General features: G+C 68.9%; 11 protein-coding genes. 7 read left to right on the top strand and 4 right to left on the bottom strand.

The window, feature by feature from the left end:
- Positions 1-86, top strand: an 86-nt coding sequence (locus tag AB0I34_RS26050; RefSeq protein WP_360447391.1) for an integrase core domain-containing protein, incomplete at its 5' end; no start/stop codon positions are given.
- A gap of 10 nt (positions 87-96) precedes the next feature.
- Here the strand turns inward: AB0I34_RS26050 and AB0I34_RS26045 are convergent.
- A complete protein-coding gene (locus tag AB0I34_RS26045; protein ID WP_360449595.1) occupies positions 97-1077 on the bottom strand; it encodes a type IV toxin-antitoxin system AbiEi family antitoxin domain-containing protein in 981 nt (326 codons plus the stop codon).
- Positions 1078-1271: 194 nt separating this feature from the next.
- On the opposite strand from AB0I34_RS26045, the gene AB0I34_RS26040 reads away from it, so the two are divergent.
- Both AB0I34_RS26040 and AB0I34_RS26035 read left to right on the top strand, forming a co-directional pair.
- A complete protein-coding gene (locus AB0I34_RS26040; RefSeq protein WP_360449593.1) occupies positions 1272-2645 on the top strand; it encodes a class II 3-deoxy-7-phosphoheptulonate synthase in 1374 nt (457 codons plus the stop codon).
- A 2-nt stretch (positions 2646-2647) separates the two neighbouring features.
- The gene (locus tag AB0I34_RS26035; protein ID WP_360449600.1) at positions 2648-3670 is read left to right on the top strand and encodes a GntG family PLP-dependent aldolase; all 1023 of its coding nucleotides are present in this window, start codon (positions 2648-2650) and stop codon (positions 3668-3670) included.
- 22 nt (positions 3671-3692) lie between these two features.
- Here the strand turns inward: AB0I34_RS26035 and AB0I34_RS26030 are convergent, their stop codons facing one another.
- Positions 3693-6941 (bottom strand): S8 family serine peptidase, encoded by a 3249-nt coding sequence (locus tag AB0I34_RS26030; RefSeq protein ID WP_360449590.1) that lies wholly within the window; start codon positions 6939-6941, stop codon positions 3693-3695.
- 169 nt (positions 6942-7110) lie between these two features.
- On the opposite strand from AB0I34_RS26030, the gene AB0I34_RS26025 reads away from it, so the two are divergent.
- Together AB0I34_RS26025 and AB0I34_RS26020 are read left to right on the top strand one after the other, a co-directional pair.
- A complete protein-coding gene (locus AB0I34_RS26025) occupies positions 7111-8088 on the top strand; it encodes a ribose-phosphate pyrophosphokinase (protein WP_360449587.1) in 978 nt (325 codons plus the stop codon).
- A 249-nt stretch (positions 8089-8337) separates the two neighbouring features.
- Positions 8338-8844 carry a rhomboid family intramembrane serine protease gene (locus tag AB0I34_RS26020; protein ID WP_360449584.1) on the top strand — a complete coding sequence of 169 codons (507 nt, stop codon included), beginning with the start codon at positions 8338-8340 and terminating at the stop codon, positions 8842-8844.
- On the opposite strand, the gene AB0I34_RS26015 is transcribed toward AB0I34_RS26020, so the two are convergent.
- Positions 8829-9635: an alpha/beta hydrolase gene (locus tag AB0I34_RS26015; protein WP_360449582.1), complete on the bottom strand. Its 807-nt coding sequence runs from the start codon at positions 9633-9635 to the stop codon at positions 8829-8831. The two genes, AB0I34_RS26020 and AB0I34_RS26015, sit on opposite strands and share 16 nt — an antisense overlap.
- Positions 9636-9700: 65 nt before the next feature.
- Here AB0I34_RS26015 and AB0I34_RS26010 point away from each other — a divergent pair, with 65 nt between their 5' ends.
- Positions 9701-10822, top strand: a complete 1122-nt coding sequence (locus AB0I34_RS26010; RefSeq protein WP_360449579.1) for a Gfo/Idh/MocA family oxidoreductase — start codon at positions 9701-9703, stop codon at positions 10820-10822.
- A gap of 23 nt (positions 10823-10845) precedes the next feature.
- On the opposite strand, the gene AB0I34_RS26005 is transcribed toward AB0I34_RS26010, so the two are convergent.
- The gene (locus AB0I34_RS26005; protein WP_360449576.1) at positions 10846-13974 is read right to left on the bottom strand and encodes an amidohydrolase family protein; all 3129 of its coding nucleotides are present in this window, start codon (positions 13972-13974) and stop codon (positions 10846-10848) included.
- Positions 13975-14113: 139 nt separating this feature from the next.
- Here AB0I34_RS26005 and AB0I34_RS26000 point away from each other — a divergent pair, with 139 nt between their 5' ends.
- Positions 14114-14641 carry a hypothetical protein gene (locus AB0I34_RS26000; RefSeq protein WP_360449574.1) on the top strand — a complete coding sequence of 176 codons (528 nt, stop codon included), beginning with the start codon at positions 14114-14116 and terminating at the stop codon, positions 14639-14641.
- Positions 14642-14663: the final 22 nt, after the last annotated feature.

Here is a 14663-nt window from a genome sequence, read left to right as displayed (position 1 = left end):
CCTGGCTCAACCACTACAACACTCAACGCCCACACACCGCACTCGGCGGCCGACCACCCATCACCAGACTGCAACCAACCTCATGACCGGGTACATCTAGCCCGCGAGGGGAAGAGTGGGGCAGGTGGGGGAGCAGGGGCGGGGGGAGCGGCTCCAGCCGCGGAGGCGGAGGGCGGCGGCGACCTGAGCGGCGGCCTCGCACGGATGCGCGACCAGTTGGTAGCCGAAGCGCAAGGTCACCTTGCCGCTGAGTGCGGCTAGGTTGTCCCGGCCCATGTCGCGCCATTGCGACAGGGAGTCGGAGTGGCCCGCCCGGCCGTCGAGCTCGACGATGAGGTCGTACGGCGTGTACTCGACGTCTCGGTAGAAGACTTGGCCCCCGCCGGTCGACTCGACCCGCGCCTGCCGTGTACCGCGCGGCAGGCGATGGAGGCGCTCGACCCGCCGCAGGTAGACCTGCTCGAGGAACGACTGAACTCCTTCCACCCCGTCGAGGAGGATCTGGCGCAACACCCTCCGGGTCGGCAACTTCGGGAGTACGTCGAGTTCGCCGATCAGACGGGCGGGCGTGGTCCGGCGCTGCCGGCACGCGTCCAGCAGGATCGCCGCCTTGCGCGACACATCCGCGGCCGTACTCGCGGTTGTCAGTAGGGCGACTTCGAGACGCACCATCGGTGGTTCGCGGGACCCTTGGAGCTGCGCCGGCAAGTCCCGATGGCGACTGACGACGACTCCGGGGCGACCGTCGACACGGCGCGAATGCGGGAGTGCAAGATGGATGGTGTCATCGATCCACCTGCCCTCCACGCCGTACTGGCGCAGTGCCGTCTGGCCGGCGAGCGCAGCTTCCGGTCCGTACGCCAGCCAGGCGGCCCACACCCGAGTCCCCCACGGCAGTGGGCCGGTGAAGTCGACGTACACCCCCGGGTGGACCCGCTGGATCTGTAGCGCCCGGCACCTCCGTCCCAGCACCTTGTCCGTGATCCCGTGAGCGAGAGCCTGGGCCCTGCTGAAGGTACCCCGCTGGCGCCGGCGCAGCTCGACGAACGCATCAACCCTGCCGACCCCTTCCGCCATCTCTCACCTCCTCCGTCACCCACAACATGCACCGATCCCCCCTGCCCCCTCCCCACCTCCTCCCCCCTGTGGATAACCGGTCGGTTTGGGGTGGTTCGCTGCCCGATTCGGGGATGAGATCCTCCCCAGTCAGGCATCTCGGGGAGGGTGAGACGGGCGGGGGTGGGGATGCGGGGCTGGCCTAGAGTTGGGGCATGCAATTCGCGACGGTGAGTGCGGGGGAAGTGCCTGGGGTGCCGGGCCTGGATGATCTGCGGGCGCTGAAGCCGCTGCAGCAGCCGGAGTGGCCGGATTCCGCCACGTTGGACCAGGTGATCGGCGAGCTGCGCAAGCTGCCGCCGCTGGTGTTCGCCGGTGAGTGCGACGACCTGACCACCAAGATCGGTGCGGTCAGCCGCGGCGAGGCGTTCATCCTCCAGGGCGGTGACTGCGCGGAGACCTTCGACGGTGTGACCGCGGAGAACATCCGGGCCAAGCTGCGGGTCCTGCTGCAGATGGCCGTCGTGCTCCAGTACGCCGCGAGTGTGCCGGTGGTGAAGGTCGGCCGGATCGCCGGCCAGTACGCCAAGCCGCGGAGCTCCGGTGAGGAGACGCGGGACGGCGTCACGCTGCCGTCGTACCGGGGTGACGCTGTCAACGGGCTGGAGTTCACTCCCGAGGCGCGGAACCCGGACCCGCACCGGCTGCGCGGCGTCTACAACGCGGCCGCGGCCACGCTCAACCTGACCCGTGCGTTCACCACCGGTGGGTACGCCGACCTGCACCAGGTGCACGCGTGGAACACCGACTTCGTGAAGTCCTCGCCGGTCGGGCAGAAGTACGAGCGGCTGGCGTCCGAGATCGAGCGCGCGCTCGCCTTCATGCGGGCCTGCGGCGCCACCGCGGACGAGTTCAAGACCGTCGACTTCTATGCCTCCCACGAAGCGCTGATCCTCGAGTACGAGCACGCGCTGACCCGGATCGACTCGCGCACCCAGCAGCCGTACGACGTGTCCGGCCACCTGCTGTGGGTGGGGGAGCGGACGCGGCAGCTGGACGGCGCGCATGTCGAGTTCCTGGCCTCGCTGTCGAATCCGCTCGGTGTCAAGATCGGGCCGACCACGACCCCGGAGTACATCCGGACGCTGATCGACAAGCTGAACCCGAAGGGCATCGAGGGCCGGCTGACCTTCATCACCCGGATGGGCGCCGGGAAGATCCGCGACGGGCTGCCGCCGCTGCTGGAGGCCGTCCGCGACCACGGCTCACCGATCGCGTGGGTGTGCGACCCGATGCACGGCAACACCTTCGAGACGCCGAACGGATACAAGACCCGCAACTTCGAGGACGTCATGCACGAGGTCCAGGGCTTCTTCGACGCGCACGAGCAGGTGGGGACCTGGCCGGGCGGTATGCACATCGAGCTCACCGGCGACGACGTGACCGAGTGCCTGGGCGGCGGTGAGGAACTGGTCGCCGAGGATCTGGTGAACCGCTACGAGACCGCCTGCGACCCGCGGCTGAACCGGCACCAGTCGCTCGAGCTCGCGTTCCTGGTCGCCGAGCGGCTGCGGGGCGCGCGAGCGTGAGCATGATTGACCTGCGGTCTGACACCGTTACCCGGCCGTCGGCGGGGATGCTGGCGGCGATGACTTCGGCACCTCTCGGGGACGATGTGTACGGCGAGGACCCGACCATCAACCGGTTGGAGGAGACGGTCGCCGGACTGCTCGGGCACGAGGCCGGCTTGTTCACCGTCACCGGGTCGCTTGCGAACATGCTCGGCGTACGGGCGCTGGTGCCGCCTGGCGCGGAGATCCTGTGCGAGGCGAGCGCACACATCGCGCGGGCCGAGCTCGGCGCGCACGCGGCCGTCAGCGGCGTCACCACGCGGACGTGGAGCGCGCCGGCCGGTCAGATCGACCTCGAGCAGATCCGTGCGCTGATCGCGCCGGACCTCGGGTCGTACTTCGTCTCCACCGCGGCGGTGTCAGTCGAGAACACGCACAACTTCGGCGGCGGCGCGATCCAGCACGGGTACGACGCTCTGGCGGACGAACTGGATGGGTTGGGGCTGCCGTTGCATCTGGACGGTGCGCGGCTGTGGAACGCGTCGGTAGCGTCCGGGGTGCCGGTCGCGGCGTACGCGTCGCGGGCGGCTGCTGCCAGTGTCTGCTTGTCGAAGGGCCTGGGTGCGCCGGTCGGCTCAGTGCTGGTCGGCTCGACCGAGCTGATCCGCGAGGCCCGCATCTGGCGCAAGCGCCTCGGCGGAGGCTGGCGCCAAGCCGGCGTACTCGCGGCGGCCGGTCTCTATGCGCTCGAGCACAACGTCGAGCGCCTCGCCGAAGACCACGCCAACGCGCGTCTCGTCGCGTCGGTCCTCGCCGACGCCGCCCCCGGGTCCGTCAAACCCGACCAGGTCGAGACCAACATCGTGGTCGCCGACCTCGCCGCCACCGGCAAGACCGTCGCCCAGGTGGTCGAAGCTGCGCGCGCGGCCGGCGTACTCGTCGGCGGTGTCGGCCACACCCAGCTCCGCGTGGTGACCCACCTCGACGCCTTGACCGCCGACTGCCGCACCGCGGCCGAAACCCTCGCCCGCATCCTTCAGTAGGCGAGGGTTCCGGCGCGTTCGGTCAGCGCAGGTGGTACGCGTCGATCGTGGTCAGGTCAGTCGTGTTCCCGTCCGCGTCGGCCAGGTGCAGCTTGAGCGAGACGGTCTTGCCCTCCTTCGGAGTCGGGAAGATCGCGGTGTACTCTCCGCCGCTGCCAGGAGCGAGCGGTGCCGTACGCCAGGTGGTGCCGCCGTCCGCGGAGTACTGCAGCGTTGCGAAGCGGATGCGAGGCAGCGTGGCGCCGGGCTGAGCCTGGACGACCACGGGCAGCGTGGTGACCGGCGTACGCGCTGCGGTGTTGTTGATGTCGACCGTCGGCTGGTAACGAACGCCCAGGAGCGGAAGGTTCTTGGTGCCCGCCGCCGATGCGAAGCTCCAGCGCGCATCGATCCTGGTGGAGTAGGCCGCGTAGCTCGGTCGTGTGAGCGACGACTCCAGGACGTACTGCGCCTTCTCGGGGGCCAGACCGCCGGCCGTGATGCTCCCGAACGTGGCGGACTCTGCCACCGGCTGCCCGTCCCGCATCAGACGACTGTTTGCCGCGTCGGTCAGGGTGAGGCCGCGGGCGCCAGTGGCGTCGGTGGTCGGTGAGAAGTCGACGGACAGCCGATCGTCCGAGCGGGTCGCGGCGAGTGGGGTCGGGGTGAACGCGGCGACGTTGAGGTGCTCTTCGTAGCTGTGGCCGGCGCGGTAACTCTTCGGTGCCCCGACGGCACCCGCGACCGCGAACCCATCCGCGCCGATCTCATCCACTTCCGTGTCCCAGCTGAACCGTCCGCCCTCGAGGAACAGCCGGCGTCGGGCCGGCAGACTGTAAGTGGGGAACGGCGGCCAGAACTCGACTCTCCGATTGTCCATCCACCCAGTCATCGCCACGCCGCCCAGATCGTGCGACGCACGGTGCAGCGACTGGTCGACGACGGCCAGATCACCGGGCCCGATGTGCCGGGTGAACCCCGTCGGGTAACCGTCGAAGGGGTCCATCGTCTCGTAGACGAAGGGCGAGTCGTCCGGGAACCCGTTCGGCGCAACCTTCGCCCACTCGGTGTGGAACCACGCCCTCCACTGCTCGGCCGGCAGTCGCTCGCCGACCTGGGCGGTGTGCAGGTGCGAGGGCCCGGGGGCGAGGATCCACGAGCTGTAGCCGTCGGGCGACTGCGGCAGTTCGTAGTGCACCACGCTGATGATGGGACTCGCTTCGGGCTCCGGCACCGTCAGATCCATCGGCTTGGTCCGCCGGGCGTCGAGCGTCAGGGTGGTGTCGGCATTCAGCAACGTGCTCGGTTTCACCATCACGTAGGCGTCTTCGGACGTGTACTGGTAGTTGTCGATCAGGTACCGCCCCTTCGGCAGGCGCCGCTTGAGCGTGCCGCTGGCGTCCGCGATTTCGTAGTACCCGTTGTCGATGCCGTAGATGATCGGTTGGGTCACGCCCGGCTCGCCGTCCGGACCGATGAAGTTGAGCCTCAGGGTGTAGCTCTCGACCTCCTTGGTGACCGTGTAGGGCGTGGTGACGGTCGCGCCGGCACCGGTGGCGGTGAGACTGCCGACGTAGCGGCCGTCCGGGCCGTCGTGCCGGGTGTCGGAGGTGACGTCGACCGTCGCGATGCCGCCGGCCGGGATCGTCAGGCTGGTGGTGCTGAGCTTGATCGCCCCGTCGGGAGCAGGCTGGCCGTCCGGACCGGTCGTGGTCGCGCTCAGGGTCAGCGCCACCGGCTGGTCACCGAGGTTGCGGTACGTCACCGGTTTGGTTTCCGGGGTGTCGTCCGTGTGCGGCCACAGGGCGTTGAAGATGAGGTTGGCCGGCGCCGCCGTCACCTGCAGCTGCGTCGCCCGGCCGACGTCGATCCGGCCCGTTCCCTGCTCGTACGGCGTCAGCCCGTCGAGGTGCTTGGTGGACGCCATCATCGCGGCCTTGAAGTCGGCTGCCTTCCAGTCCGGGTGCTCCTGCGCGAGCAGGGCGACCGAGCCGGTCGCGTGCGGTGTCGCCATCGACGTACCGTCCATCGCGACGTACCGCTCGCCGCCCTCGCTGTTCGCGCGGGCTGCGACGATGTCGATCCCGGGGGCGACGACATCGGGCTTCGTCCCGCCGTCACCGAGCCGCGGGCCGCGACTCGACAACTCGGCCAACTGGTCCTGCTTGTCCACCGCGCCCACCGTCAGCGCCGCCTCTGCGCTGCCGGGCGACTCAAGCGAGGAGGCCCAGGGACCGGAGTTGCCCGCCGCGATCACGAAGAGCGTGCCGGTCTCCTGCGTCAGCCGGTTGACGGCCTCCTCGAGCGGGTCGATCTCCGCGGTGTCGGGGCCACCGATGCTGATGTTGACAGCGGTCGCGTGGAGTTCGGTGGCAGCCCACTCCATCCCGGCCAGGATGGCGGAGTCCGAGCACTGCCTGTCGGGACAGACCTTTCCGGCGTACAGCTTCGCGTCGGGAGCGACGCCGCGGTACTTGCCGCCGGACGCCGCCCCGGTGCCGGCGATGGTCGAAGCCACATGGGTGCCGTGGCCGACCGTGTCGCCCGGAGGCTGGTCGGTGAAGTTCTTCGTCCCGGCGATGCGGTCGGCCAGGTCCGGGTGGGTCGCGTCGACGCCGGTGTCCAGTACGGCGATCGAGACGCCCTTGCCGGTGTAGCCGGCCTGCCAGGCGACCGGTGCGCCGATCTGCGGGACCGACTGGTCCAGGCTCACTGTCCGCTTGCCGTCGAGCCAGATCTTGGCCGGACCGGCATCGCGGATTCGGGACAGCACTGTTGCCGCGTCCTTCTTCGCCAGCTTGACCGCGCTGCCGTTGATCGCCGGCAGGTCGCGGGTGGTGGTCACGCCCTCGATCGCGGAGCGCTTGGCGCGGGCGGCGTACGTCACGATCAACGGGATGGCCGTCGTACTCGCGTCGTCGTAGTGGTCCTCGAGCAGGCCGCCGATGTCGAACAACCTGCGGTCGAGTTTGCCGGCGGCAACGTCGGCTTCCACGTCGGACGGGATGACGGTGAGGCGGCCCTTGATCCGGAGGGCTCGGAAGGTGATGTGCTCGCGGCCGGGCCCGCGCCGGATGCTCGGGTTGCTCAGCTCACCACCGCGGAGGGTGATCTGATCACCGGTGATCAAGGTGATGGTCCGGTTCGGTGCTGCCGAGGGCGTGCCGGCGGTCATGGTCGCGGGCGGGCCGGCCGCGGCCGCCGGAAGGCCCGGGTTCTGGGCCGTGAGGCCGATGGACAGGGCGAGCGCCGCGGCGGCGATCCACCGCGGTCTCGGTCTGGAGTGCACCATGTGCTTCCTCGTCAACTGGGCAGAGCCCGTCCGGGCAGACGGGCTCATCCCCTACTTGCCCGAAGGGCGCTCAGCAGTTCTCGCGACCAGATGCCGACCTCGGGCCGGTGGTCCCTGCGGGCCCGGGATAGGCTGCAGGCGTCGGGGTTCGCAGCGTTCGGGGAGAGCCGTGCGAGAGATCGTCGTGTTCAGCGGAAGTGCCCACACTGATTTGGCGGAGCGGATCTGTGCCGATCTCGGCGTACCGCTCGCACCGGTGGAAATCCATCGTTTCAGCAATGACTGCCTGCAGGTACAACTGCAGGAGAACTGTCGGCAGCGAGACGTGTACATCGTGCAACCACTGGTGCCGCCGACGCAGGAGCACCTGATGGAGCTGCTCCTGATGATCGACGCCGCGCGCGGCGCCTCAGCGGAGCAGATCACCGCCGTGATGCCGCACTACGCGTACGCACGGTCGGACAAGAAGGACGCGTCCCGCATCTCGATCGGCGGTCGCCTCGTCGCGGACCTCCTGGTCACGGCCGGCGTCGACCGTGTCCTCACCATGGCTCTGCACGCACCCCAGGTGCACGGGTTCTTCTCGGTCCCGGTCGACCACCTGACCGCGATCGGCGTACTCGCAGACCACTTCCGCGGCCGCGACCTGACCGAGACGGTCGTGGTCAGCCCGGACCTGGGCAACGCGAAGACCGCCACCCAGTTCTCCCGGCTGCTCGGCCTCCCGGTCGCCGCCGGCAGCAAGCAGCGCCTGGCCGACGACCGCGTCATCATCGACGCCATCGTCGGTGACGTAGCCGGCAAGCGCGCGATCATCCTCGACGACGAGATCGCCACCGGCGGCTCGATCATCGAACTCCTCGACCGCCTGAAAGACCGCGGTTGCACCCAGGCCGCCGTCGCCACTACCCACGGACTGTTCGCCGGGAAGGCAGTGGAGCGGCTCCGGTCGCACCCGTCGGTCACCGAGGTGATCAGCACCGACACGGTGCCGCGGCCCGCCGGCTTCCCCGAGCTGCAGGTCAGCTCGGTCGCCGGCCTGTTCGCCGAAGCAATCAAGCGCATCCACGAGGGCGAATCCGTCAGCAGCCTCTTCGACGGCGTAGACCCCACCCACGCCCCACCCCAGCCGAAACTCCCGTTCTAGCAGTACTGCGGCCGACCCACGCGTGCGTGCGACTACTTGGCCGGCGCCCGCGGTCGACGGAACCGTTGCCGGCGGATGGCCAGCAGCTGATCGTGACAAATGGCAGGGTTCGTTGTGACAAATGGCGGGGGTGCGGCGGTGGTCGGGCGCTAGGTTCCCGTTGTGACTACTCGTACTGCGGAACGTAGGCCGCTTTCGGCACTTGCTTTTGGACCGCGGCGGCCGGTGCTGACTGGTGTTGTGTTTCTGGTGACACTGGCTTGCGGGATCGCGCAACTGGTGTACCGGCCGCTGTATGAGCATGTGGTGCGGGACGCGTCGTACATCGACGACGGCCAGTGGTATCGCCTGCTGACGGGCATGTTCTTCCAGGACGGCTGGGCGTCGGGGCTGGTCTCGAACTTGATCCTGCTGGCCGTCGTCGGCTCGGTCGCCGAGCGCGTGTTCGGGCGGTGGCGATGGCTGGTCCTCTACTTCGTCTGCGGATGGTTCGGGCAGCTCATGAGCTACGTGTGGCTCAACCCGGTTGGCGCGGGCAACTCGATGTGCGTGGCCGGTCTGATCGGCGGGCTGGCGACGGTGATCCTCGTGGCTCCGCGCCGGTACGGCGTCACGCCACCACTGCCGCTCCGGATCCTGGCGCTCGCCGTCCCGGTGCTGGCCGTAGTCGACACGATCCTGCACGACAATCACGGCCTGCCCTGTCTGCTCGGCATGGTCCTTGGCTTCCTGCTTTTGCCTCACCCCGAACGCTGATCGGAAGTCGGTTCGGGGGAGGTGAGGTTGTTGGTGGCGAGCCAGTTGTCGATGTGGGTCATGGTGGTCTGGAGGATCTTGCCGAACAGGAGCATGTGGTCGGCGTCGGGGATTTCTTGGTAGGTGGCGTTGGGGTACTTCGAGGCGGTGGCGCGGCAGACTGCGGGGACCACGGTGAGGTCCTGGGCACCGCCGAAGATGAGGACCGGGCCGGAGATCGCGGCGTAGTCGACGCGCGACGCCTTGCGGCGGTCGAGTTGTGGGAAGGCCATCTCGCAGTACGCGCGGCCGGACTCGCAGACGAGGTCCGCGAACCGCGCGCGGGAGTCCTCCAGCGTCTGCGTGATACGCCCGCCCACCTGGAACTTCTCCCAGGTCGGACGGAGCGGCTTGGCCCAGGGCCGCGGCTGGAGGTAGTGACTGAGGAACAGCCGGCTCATGGACGGGTACATGGCGAAGATCCCGGCCGCCGGGGCTGGGCACACCCCGATCAGACCGGCATGCGCCGTCCGGGCCGCGACGAGCTGGGCCAGCAACCCACCCAAGGAGTGTCCGACGATCAGCGGCGGCGAATCGAGTGACTCACACACCTCGACCAGGTCGTCGGCGTAGTCCGTCAGGCTGAGCGTCGCGACCTGCGTCGAACCTTCCTGCAGAGGCAGCTCGTGATGGCGCAACGTCGGCGTATGAACAGCAAACCCACGGGCTTCGAACGCAGCCCGGGCCTCACGGAAGCTGCTCCCGCGACCCCAGGTCCCGTGAATGAGAACGACATGCTCGACAACGCTCATGCCGCCGAAACCTATCCGACCCGAGGGACCTGCCGGGAGGGGTGCCGCGTGGGAGGATCGGGTGCATGGCGGATTCGGTGCGGATGGGTGTTGTCGGGGCAGGGAGCATTTCGGTGCGGGGGATTCTTCCGCATCTGGGGCAGGGGGATCTTGCCGGGCGGGTGACGCTGGCGGCGGTGTGTGATCCGGTGCCCGGGCGGGCGGAAGCGGCGGCTGAGAAGTTCGGGGTGGCGCAGGGGTTCACGGAGTACGAGGACCTGCTGGCTCGTGGGGATGTCGATGCCGTGACGATTGCTTCGCCGATCGGGTTGCACTACGAGCAGGGCAAGCTGGCGTTGCAGGCCGGGAAGCATGTGCACTTCAACAAGACCATGACGATCACCGTCGCCGAGGCGACGGAGCTTATCGAGCTTGCCGCGGCCAACGATCTGCGGATTGTTGCCTCGCCGGGCGAGATGCTGCGTCCGCATCACGTCCGGACCCGTGAGTTGATTGCCGAGGGCGCCATTGGGACGTTGTCGTGGGTGAGTTGTGGCGCGGCGTTCGGCACCTATCACGAGGACGAGGCTGTGCGCGGCGGCAGCGACGTACTGACGAACATCGATCCGTCGTGGTACTTCCGCAAGCCCGGTGGCGGGCCGATGTACGACATGACGGTGTACGGGCTGCACGCCGTGACCGGGATCCTTGGCCCGGCCAAGCGGGTGACCGCGATGTCCGGCGTACGGATTCCCGTGCGGACGAGCGGAGGGACGGAGGTACGGACGGAGGCCGACGACAACACCATCGTGCTGATCGACTTCGGTGACAACTTGTTCTGCGTCGCGACCGGGACCGCCGCAGGAGGGATGCGGGGCGGATTCGGCGGTGCGTACTACGGGACGAAGGGGACGATCGACGGACTGCTGCTCGACGATGAGCCGTTCGACTTCCCCAACCGCAACCCCGCCGAGCTGGCGCCGCGTGGCCCGGGCAACCAGGCACTGCTTCCGCACGTGACCGGTGTGCACCGCGAGATCGAGGAGCAGCACGTGTACGAGGACGTCATGCAGCTGGTCGACTGGGTCCGCGAGGGCAAGCCTTCGATCGTCACCGCCGAACACGCGCGCCACGTGATCGACATCATCGAGGCCGCGTACCGAGCCTCCGCAACCGGTCAGACGCAGAACCTCACGACCACCTTCTGACAGATCACGGAGGCCCGAAGGCGTCAGCCCTCGCAGCACACCCTGTGGAGCCACTCGGGTTCGTGCCACCAGTAGGTGTTGTCGTGTGAGTGCGCCTGCTCCCGGGTGAGCGGAGTCGGCGCATTCGCGGGAGCCGGTACGGCGGCGGTCGTCCGGGCGCCACCGGAGTACGGCGCGAGCAGGTCGTCGACCGTGTGCAGCTTGCCGGCGACCATCACCCGGTCTACCGCGGCGGCGACCCGGATGTCGGCCAGCGGATCGCCGGTCACGAACGACAGGTCAGCCTGAGCGCCCGGCTTGATCACGCCGAGCTTGTCCTCGAGGTTCAGCCACCGCGCCGGGTTGCGCGTAGCGGTCGTCAGAGCCTCGTACGGCGTGAAGCCACCGGCGACCATCGATCGCAGGTTGGCATGCGTTGACACCGCGACGTTGTCGAGCGGGCTGTCGGTGCCGCAGATCACGAATCCACCGCCGCGGTGGATCCGCAGCACCATGTCGACGTTGCCGCGCAGCAACTCCCGCGTGGTCGCCCCCGCTGGTCCTGCCGCGGTGTTCACCTCGGTCTGCAGAGCGGCGTACTCCCAGGAGGGGAACAGGGTGGTCGTCCGCCGGTCGGTGAGCAGGGACGGGTCGTCGACGTGCGCCATCGTCGAGTTGAACAGCGTCGGCGTGACCGACAGCCCGGCCTTCGTGAACAGCGTGACGACATCGGCGTACGCACGGCCCAGCCGACTGACCGTGTGCGAGTAGCCCAGCCGGTTCGTCGCGCCGGTGTGTTCCATGCCGTCCATGCCGAGGTGTTCGGCCGGATAGAGGTAATGCGACGACAGTTGCAGTCCGAGTCGGTGGACGGCGGCGATCGCGCGACGCTGGTAATCGATCGGCAAGCGCACGTACGTCTTCACCAGGTCGTACGCAAGGCCCTCGACCCGGTCGAGCTCCAGACCGAGTTGCCCTACCGACAGCGTCGGCCGCATGAAGTTGTAGTAGACCCGCGACCCGTCGATCGCCTCACCGGTCGCGAAGTACCGCGGCCCGACCAACGACCCGTGGGCGAGCGCCTCCCGCGTCTCCTGCATCTGGTACACCGGATCGCCGGGCGACCGCGTGGTCGTGATGCCGTACGACAGCCACAGGTTGCCCTGCCGCGCACCCCACGCCCGCCCACGCAGGTGCCAGTGGTTGTGCGCATCGATCAACCCGGGCATCACCGTCAGCTCCGACGCGTCGATGTCCGCCCGTCCCTGGTGCGGCCGTACGGCGGCAATCCGCGACCCGTCCAGTACGACGTCGACGTCGCGGCGCAGCGTGGTCGCGCGGCCATCCCACAGGGCGCCGGCGTGGATCGTGACGTGCTGGTTGACAATCGCCCGGCGCCACTGCAGGTCGAGCTTGATGGTCTGCGGGCGAGAGCCGCGCAGAGTCGTGCGCCGCAGCCGGCCGTTGTTCAGGTAAAGCAGGGTCTCGTTGTCCTGCCAGACCGGCGAGTCGGTGACCTCGTCGGTGATCGCCCTCGGCTCGGCGGTGAACCGCCCGCGTTCGTCGACGGGAGCGACGTACAGCAGGCTCTCGACGACGAAGGCGAGCCACTTGCCGTCGGGGGAGAAGACCGGGCCGTCGTCGCCGCGGGTAGCCAGTGAGCGGAACGGCATCGGCTCGACGTACTCCAGTGCTGTCGTGGCGACATCGACGTACAGCAGTTGGCTGGTGCCTTCGCGGAACCGCTTGGAGAACGGCTTGACCGCCGCCAGCACGATCGTCTTCCCGTCCCGCGACCAGCTCACCCGGCCGGGCTGGAACAACGTCGGTGTCAGCTGACGGACCTGGCCCGAGGAGAGATCGAGCACCCACGCGATCCCGTCCTGATCCTGGTAGGCGACCTGCTTCCCGTCCGGGGAGAACCGCGGCGCGGTCTGTGCCCCGGGCAACGACGAGAGCTTGCTGTCGGCACCGGTCTTCAGGTCGTGCAGCCACAGGTCCGCGGTCCCGTCCCGATCGCTGGCGTACAGCAACTTGCTGCCGTCGGGCGAGAAGTCGGGATCCGAGTTGAAATAGCCGTCGGCAACCAGTTGGCGTGGTTGCCCACGGCCACTCGTGGCCGCCAGCCACAACGCGTTCAGGGACCGGAACGCGATCCACTCGCCGTCCGGTGACACAGTCGGGCAGGCGATCCCGAGCACCGGCCGGTGCGCGGTCGACTCCAGGTCCGGCACCTTCGGCCGCGGCCGCTTCGCCGTCACGGGGACGGTCGCGGTGAACGGTACGACGGTGTGCGGGCCGCCGGCGCTGTGCCGCAACACGTGTCCGTCGGCGGTGTAGAAGACGACGCTCGCGGATGCCCACGAGGGCGGTACGGCGAACACGTCCTTCCCACTCGTCACCTTCTCGTCGCCAACGACCAGGTCACACACCGGTCCCGCCAGCCGGACGTAGGCCAGCTGACCGGTCGGGGAGTACGCCGGTCCGTACAAAGTGATCCCGGTCTCTGCGGCGACCAGCGTCGTACGCGCACCGGTGGTGAGGTCGAGCTGGACGATCGACGCGGCGTCGACGGTGAAGGCGATCTTCGTGCCGTCGGCGGAGACGGCGGGCTCGGCCTCATCGCTCGGGTCGTCGGTGAGGGCCACGATCTTGCCGTCGGACACGTCGAGCCGGTGGATGCCGTAGCTGCCGTTGCCGCCCCGGTCGGAGGAGAAGACGATCGACCGGCCGTCGGGCGTGAAATGCGGTTCGCGGTGGTCGTACCGGCCGCTGGTCAGCTGACTGAGACCATGGCCGTCAATCCCGATCGTCCACAGGTGGAAGTTGCCGTCGCGGTACGACTGGAACACGATCCGCCGGCCGTCCGGCGACCAGCGTGGTCTGGTCGCGTCCTGCAGGTCGTCGGTCAGCCGCCGCGACTCACCGCCCGCGGCCGGTGTCACCCAGATCGCGGTGACCAGGTCGAAGGCCAGCCAGCGGCCGTCGGGGGAGACCGAGACCATGAAGTTGGTGCCCTCCGACAGCAGGGCCTGATTGCCGGCCGCCTGCGCAGCAGAGGCGGTCGAGGTTGCGGACGCGGTGGTGGTGACCGCGGCCAGACCTCCGGTGAGTTGCAGAGCGCGGCGCCGCGAGATGCTCCAGGATCCGGGGGTGTGGGCGTCATGAGGCACGATGCGATCCAATCCCTAGGGGGCGGTGGGAGCTCACACAATGTGCCAGGACCGTCGATGGTGCACGATCCTGTCCGGCGGTTGGATCGCCCAACGGCCCGTGCGCTGCGACGAACGGCGAGCGTCTATCGTCTGCGCCATGCCTTCCGTGTCTCCCCGGCTCCGGGCGCTCGGCGCCGCCGTGCTCTGTGTCGTGATCGCACTCGCCGCCGGGCTCGCGCTGGACAGCCGGCTCGACCGGCACTGGATCCTGCGCGGACTGACGCTCCTCCTGGCGTTGTGCTGCGCCGCCTTGCTGCTCACCGACCAGACCCGCCGCATCCGCCAGGTCGTCACGGCGATCGGCCTGGTGATGTTCGGCTTGGTCATCCCGGTGACCCAGACGACCTGGGCCACACCGCCGGAGATCGAGTTCGCCCTCGCGGTAGCCACTGACGCCGAGAACGCGGCCACCAAAGCCGCGCGCAGCGCGGTCACGATCGAGGACGTGAAGTCGGCCGCCGAGTCCCGTGGTGGCGCGATCGGCTCGCTGAAGACCGACAAGGCCCCGGAAGTCCGCGGCGCCACCGCGTTCCCCCTGATTGTCCGCGCGAAGGCCGACCAGGGCCGTCCGTGGGCCTGCGTCTCCTTCGAGCACGGCCTCGACGCCAAGGTCCGCCCCTGCTGATCAACCGGCGTGGTCCACTTGG

It is taken from the genome of Kribbella sp. NPDC050281 (genome assembly GCF_040655855.1).
In the GTDB taxonomy this organism is placed as follows: domain Bacteria; phylum Actinomycetota; class Actinomycetes; order Propionibacteriales; family Kribbellaceae; genus Kribbella.
The sequence above is the reverse complement of the archived record's forward strand: the minus strand, read 5'-3'. Positions and strand labels throughout refer to the sequence as shown.

Coding starts and splice junctions, on each gene's coding strand:
- AB0I34_RS26045 (WP_360449595.1), bottom strand. CDS start 1,077: ATGGCGGAAGGGGTCGGCAGGGTTGATGCGTTCGTCGAGCTGCGCCGG.
- AB0I34_RS26040 (WP_360449593.1), top strand. CDS start 1,272: ATGCAATTCGCGACGGTGAGTGCGGGGGAAGTGCCTGGGGTGCCGGGC.
- AB0I34_RS26035 (WP_360449600.1), top strand. CDS start 2,648: ATGATTGACCTGCGGTCTGACACCGTTACCCGGCCGTCGGCGGGGATG.
- AB0I34_RS26030 (WP_360449590.1), bottom strand. CDS start 6,941: ATGGTGCACTCCAGACCGAGACCGCGGTGGATCGCCGCCGCGGCGCTC.
- AB0I34_RS26015 (WP_360449582.1), bottom strand. CDS start 9,635: ATGAGCGTTGTCGAGCATGTCGTTCTCATTCACGGGACCTGGGGTCGC.
- AB0I34_RS26010 (WP_360449579.1), top strand. CDS start 9,701: ATGGCGGATTCGGTGCGGATGGGTGTTGTCGGGGCAGGGAGCATTTCG.
- AB0I34_RS26000 (WP_360449574.1), top strand. CDS start 14,114: ATGCCTTCCGTGTCTCCCCGGCTCCGGGCGCTCGGCGCCGCCGTGCTC.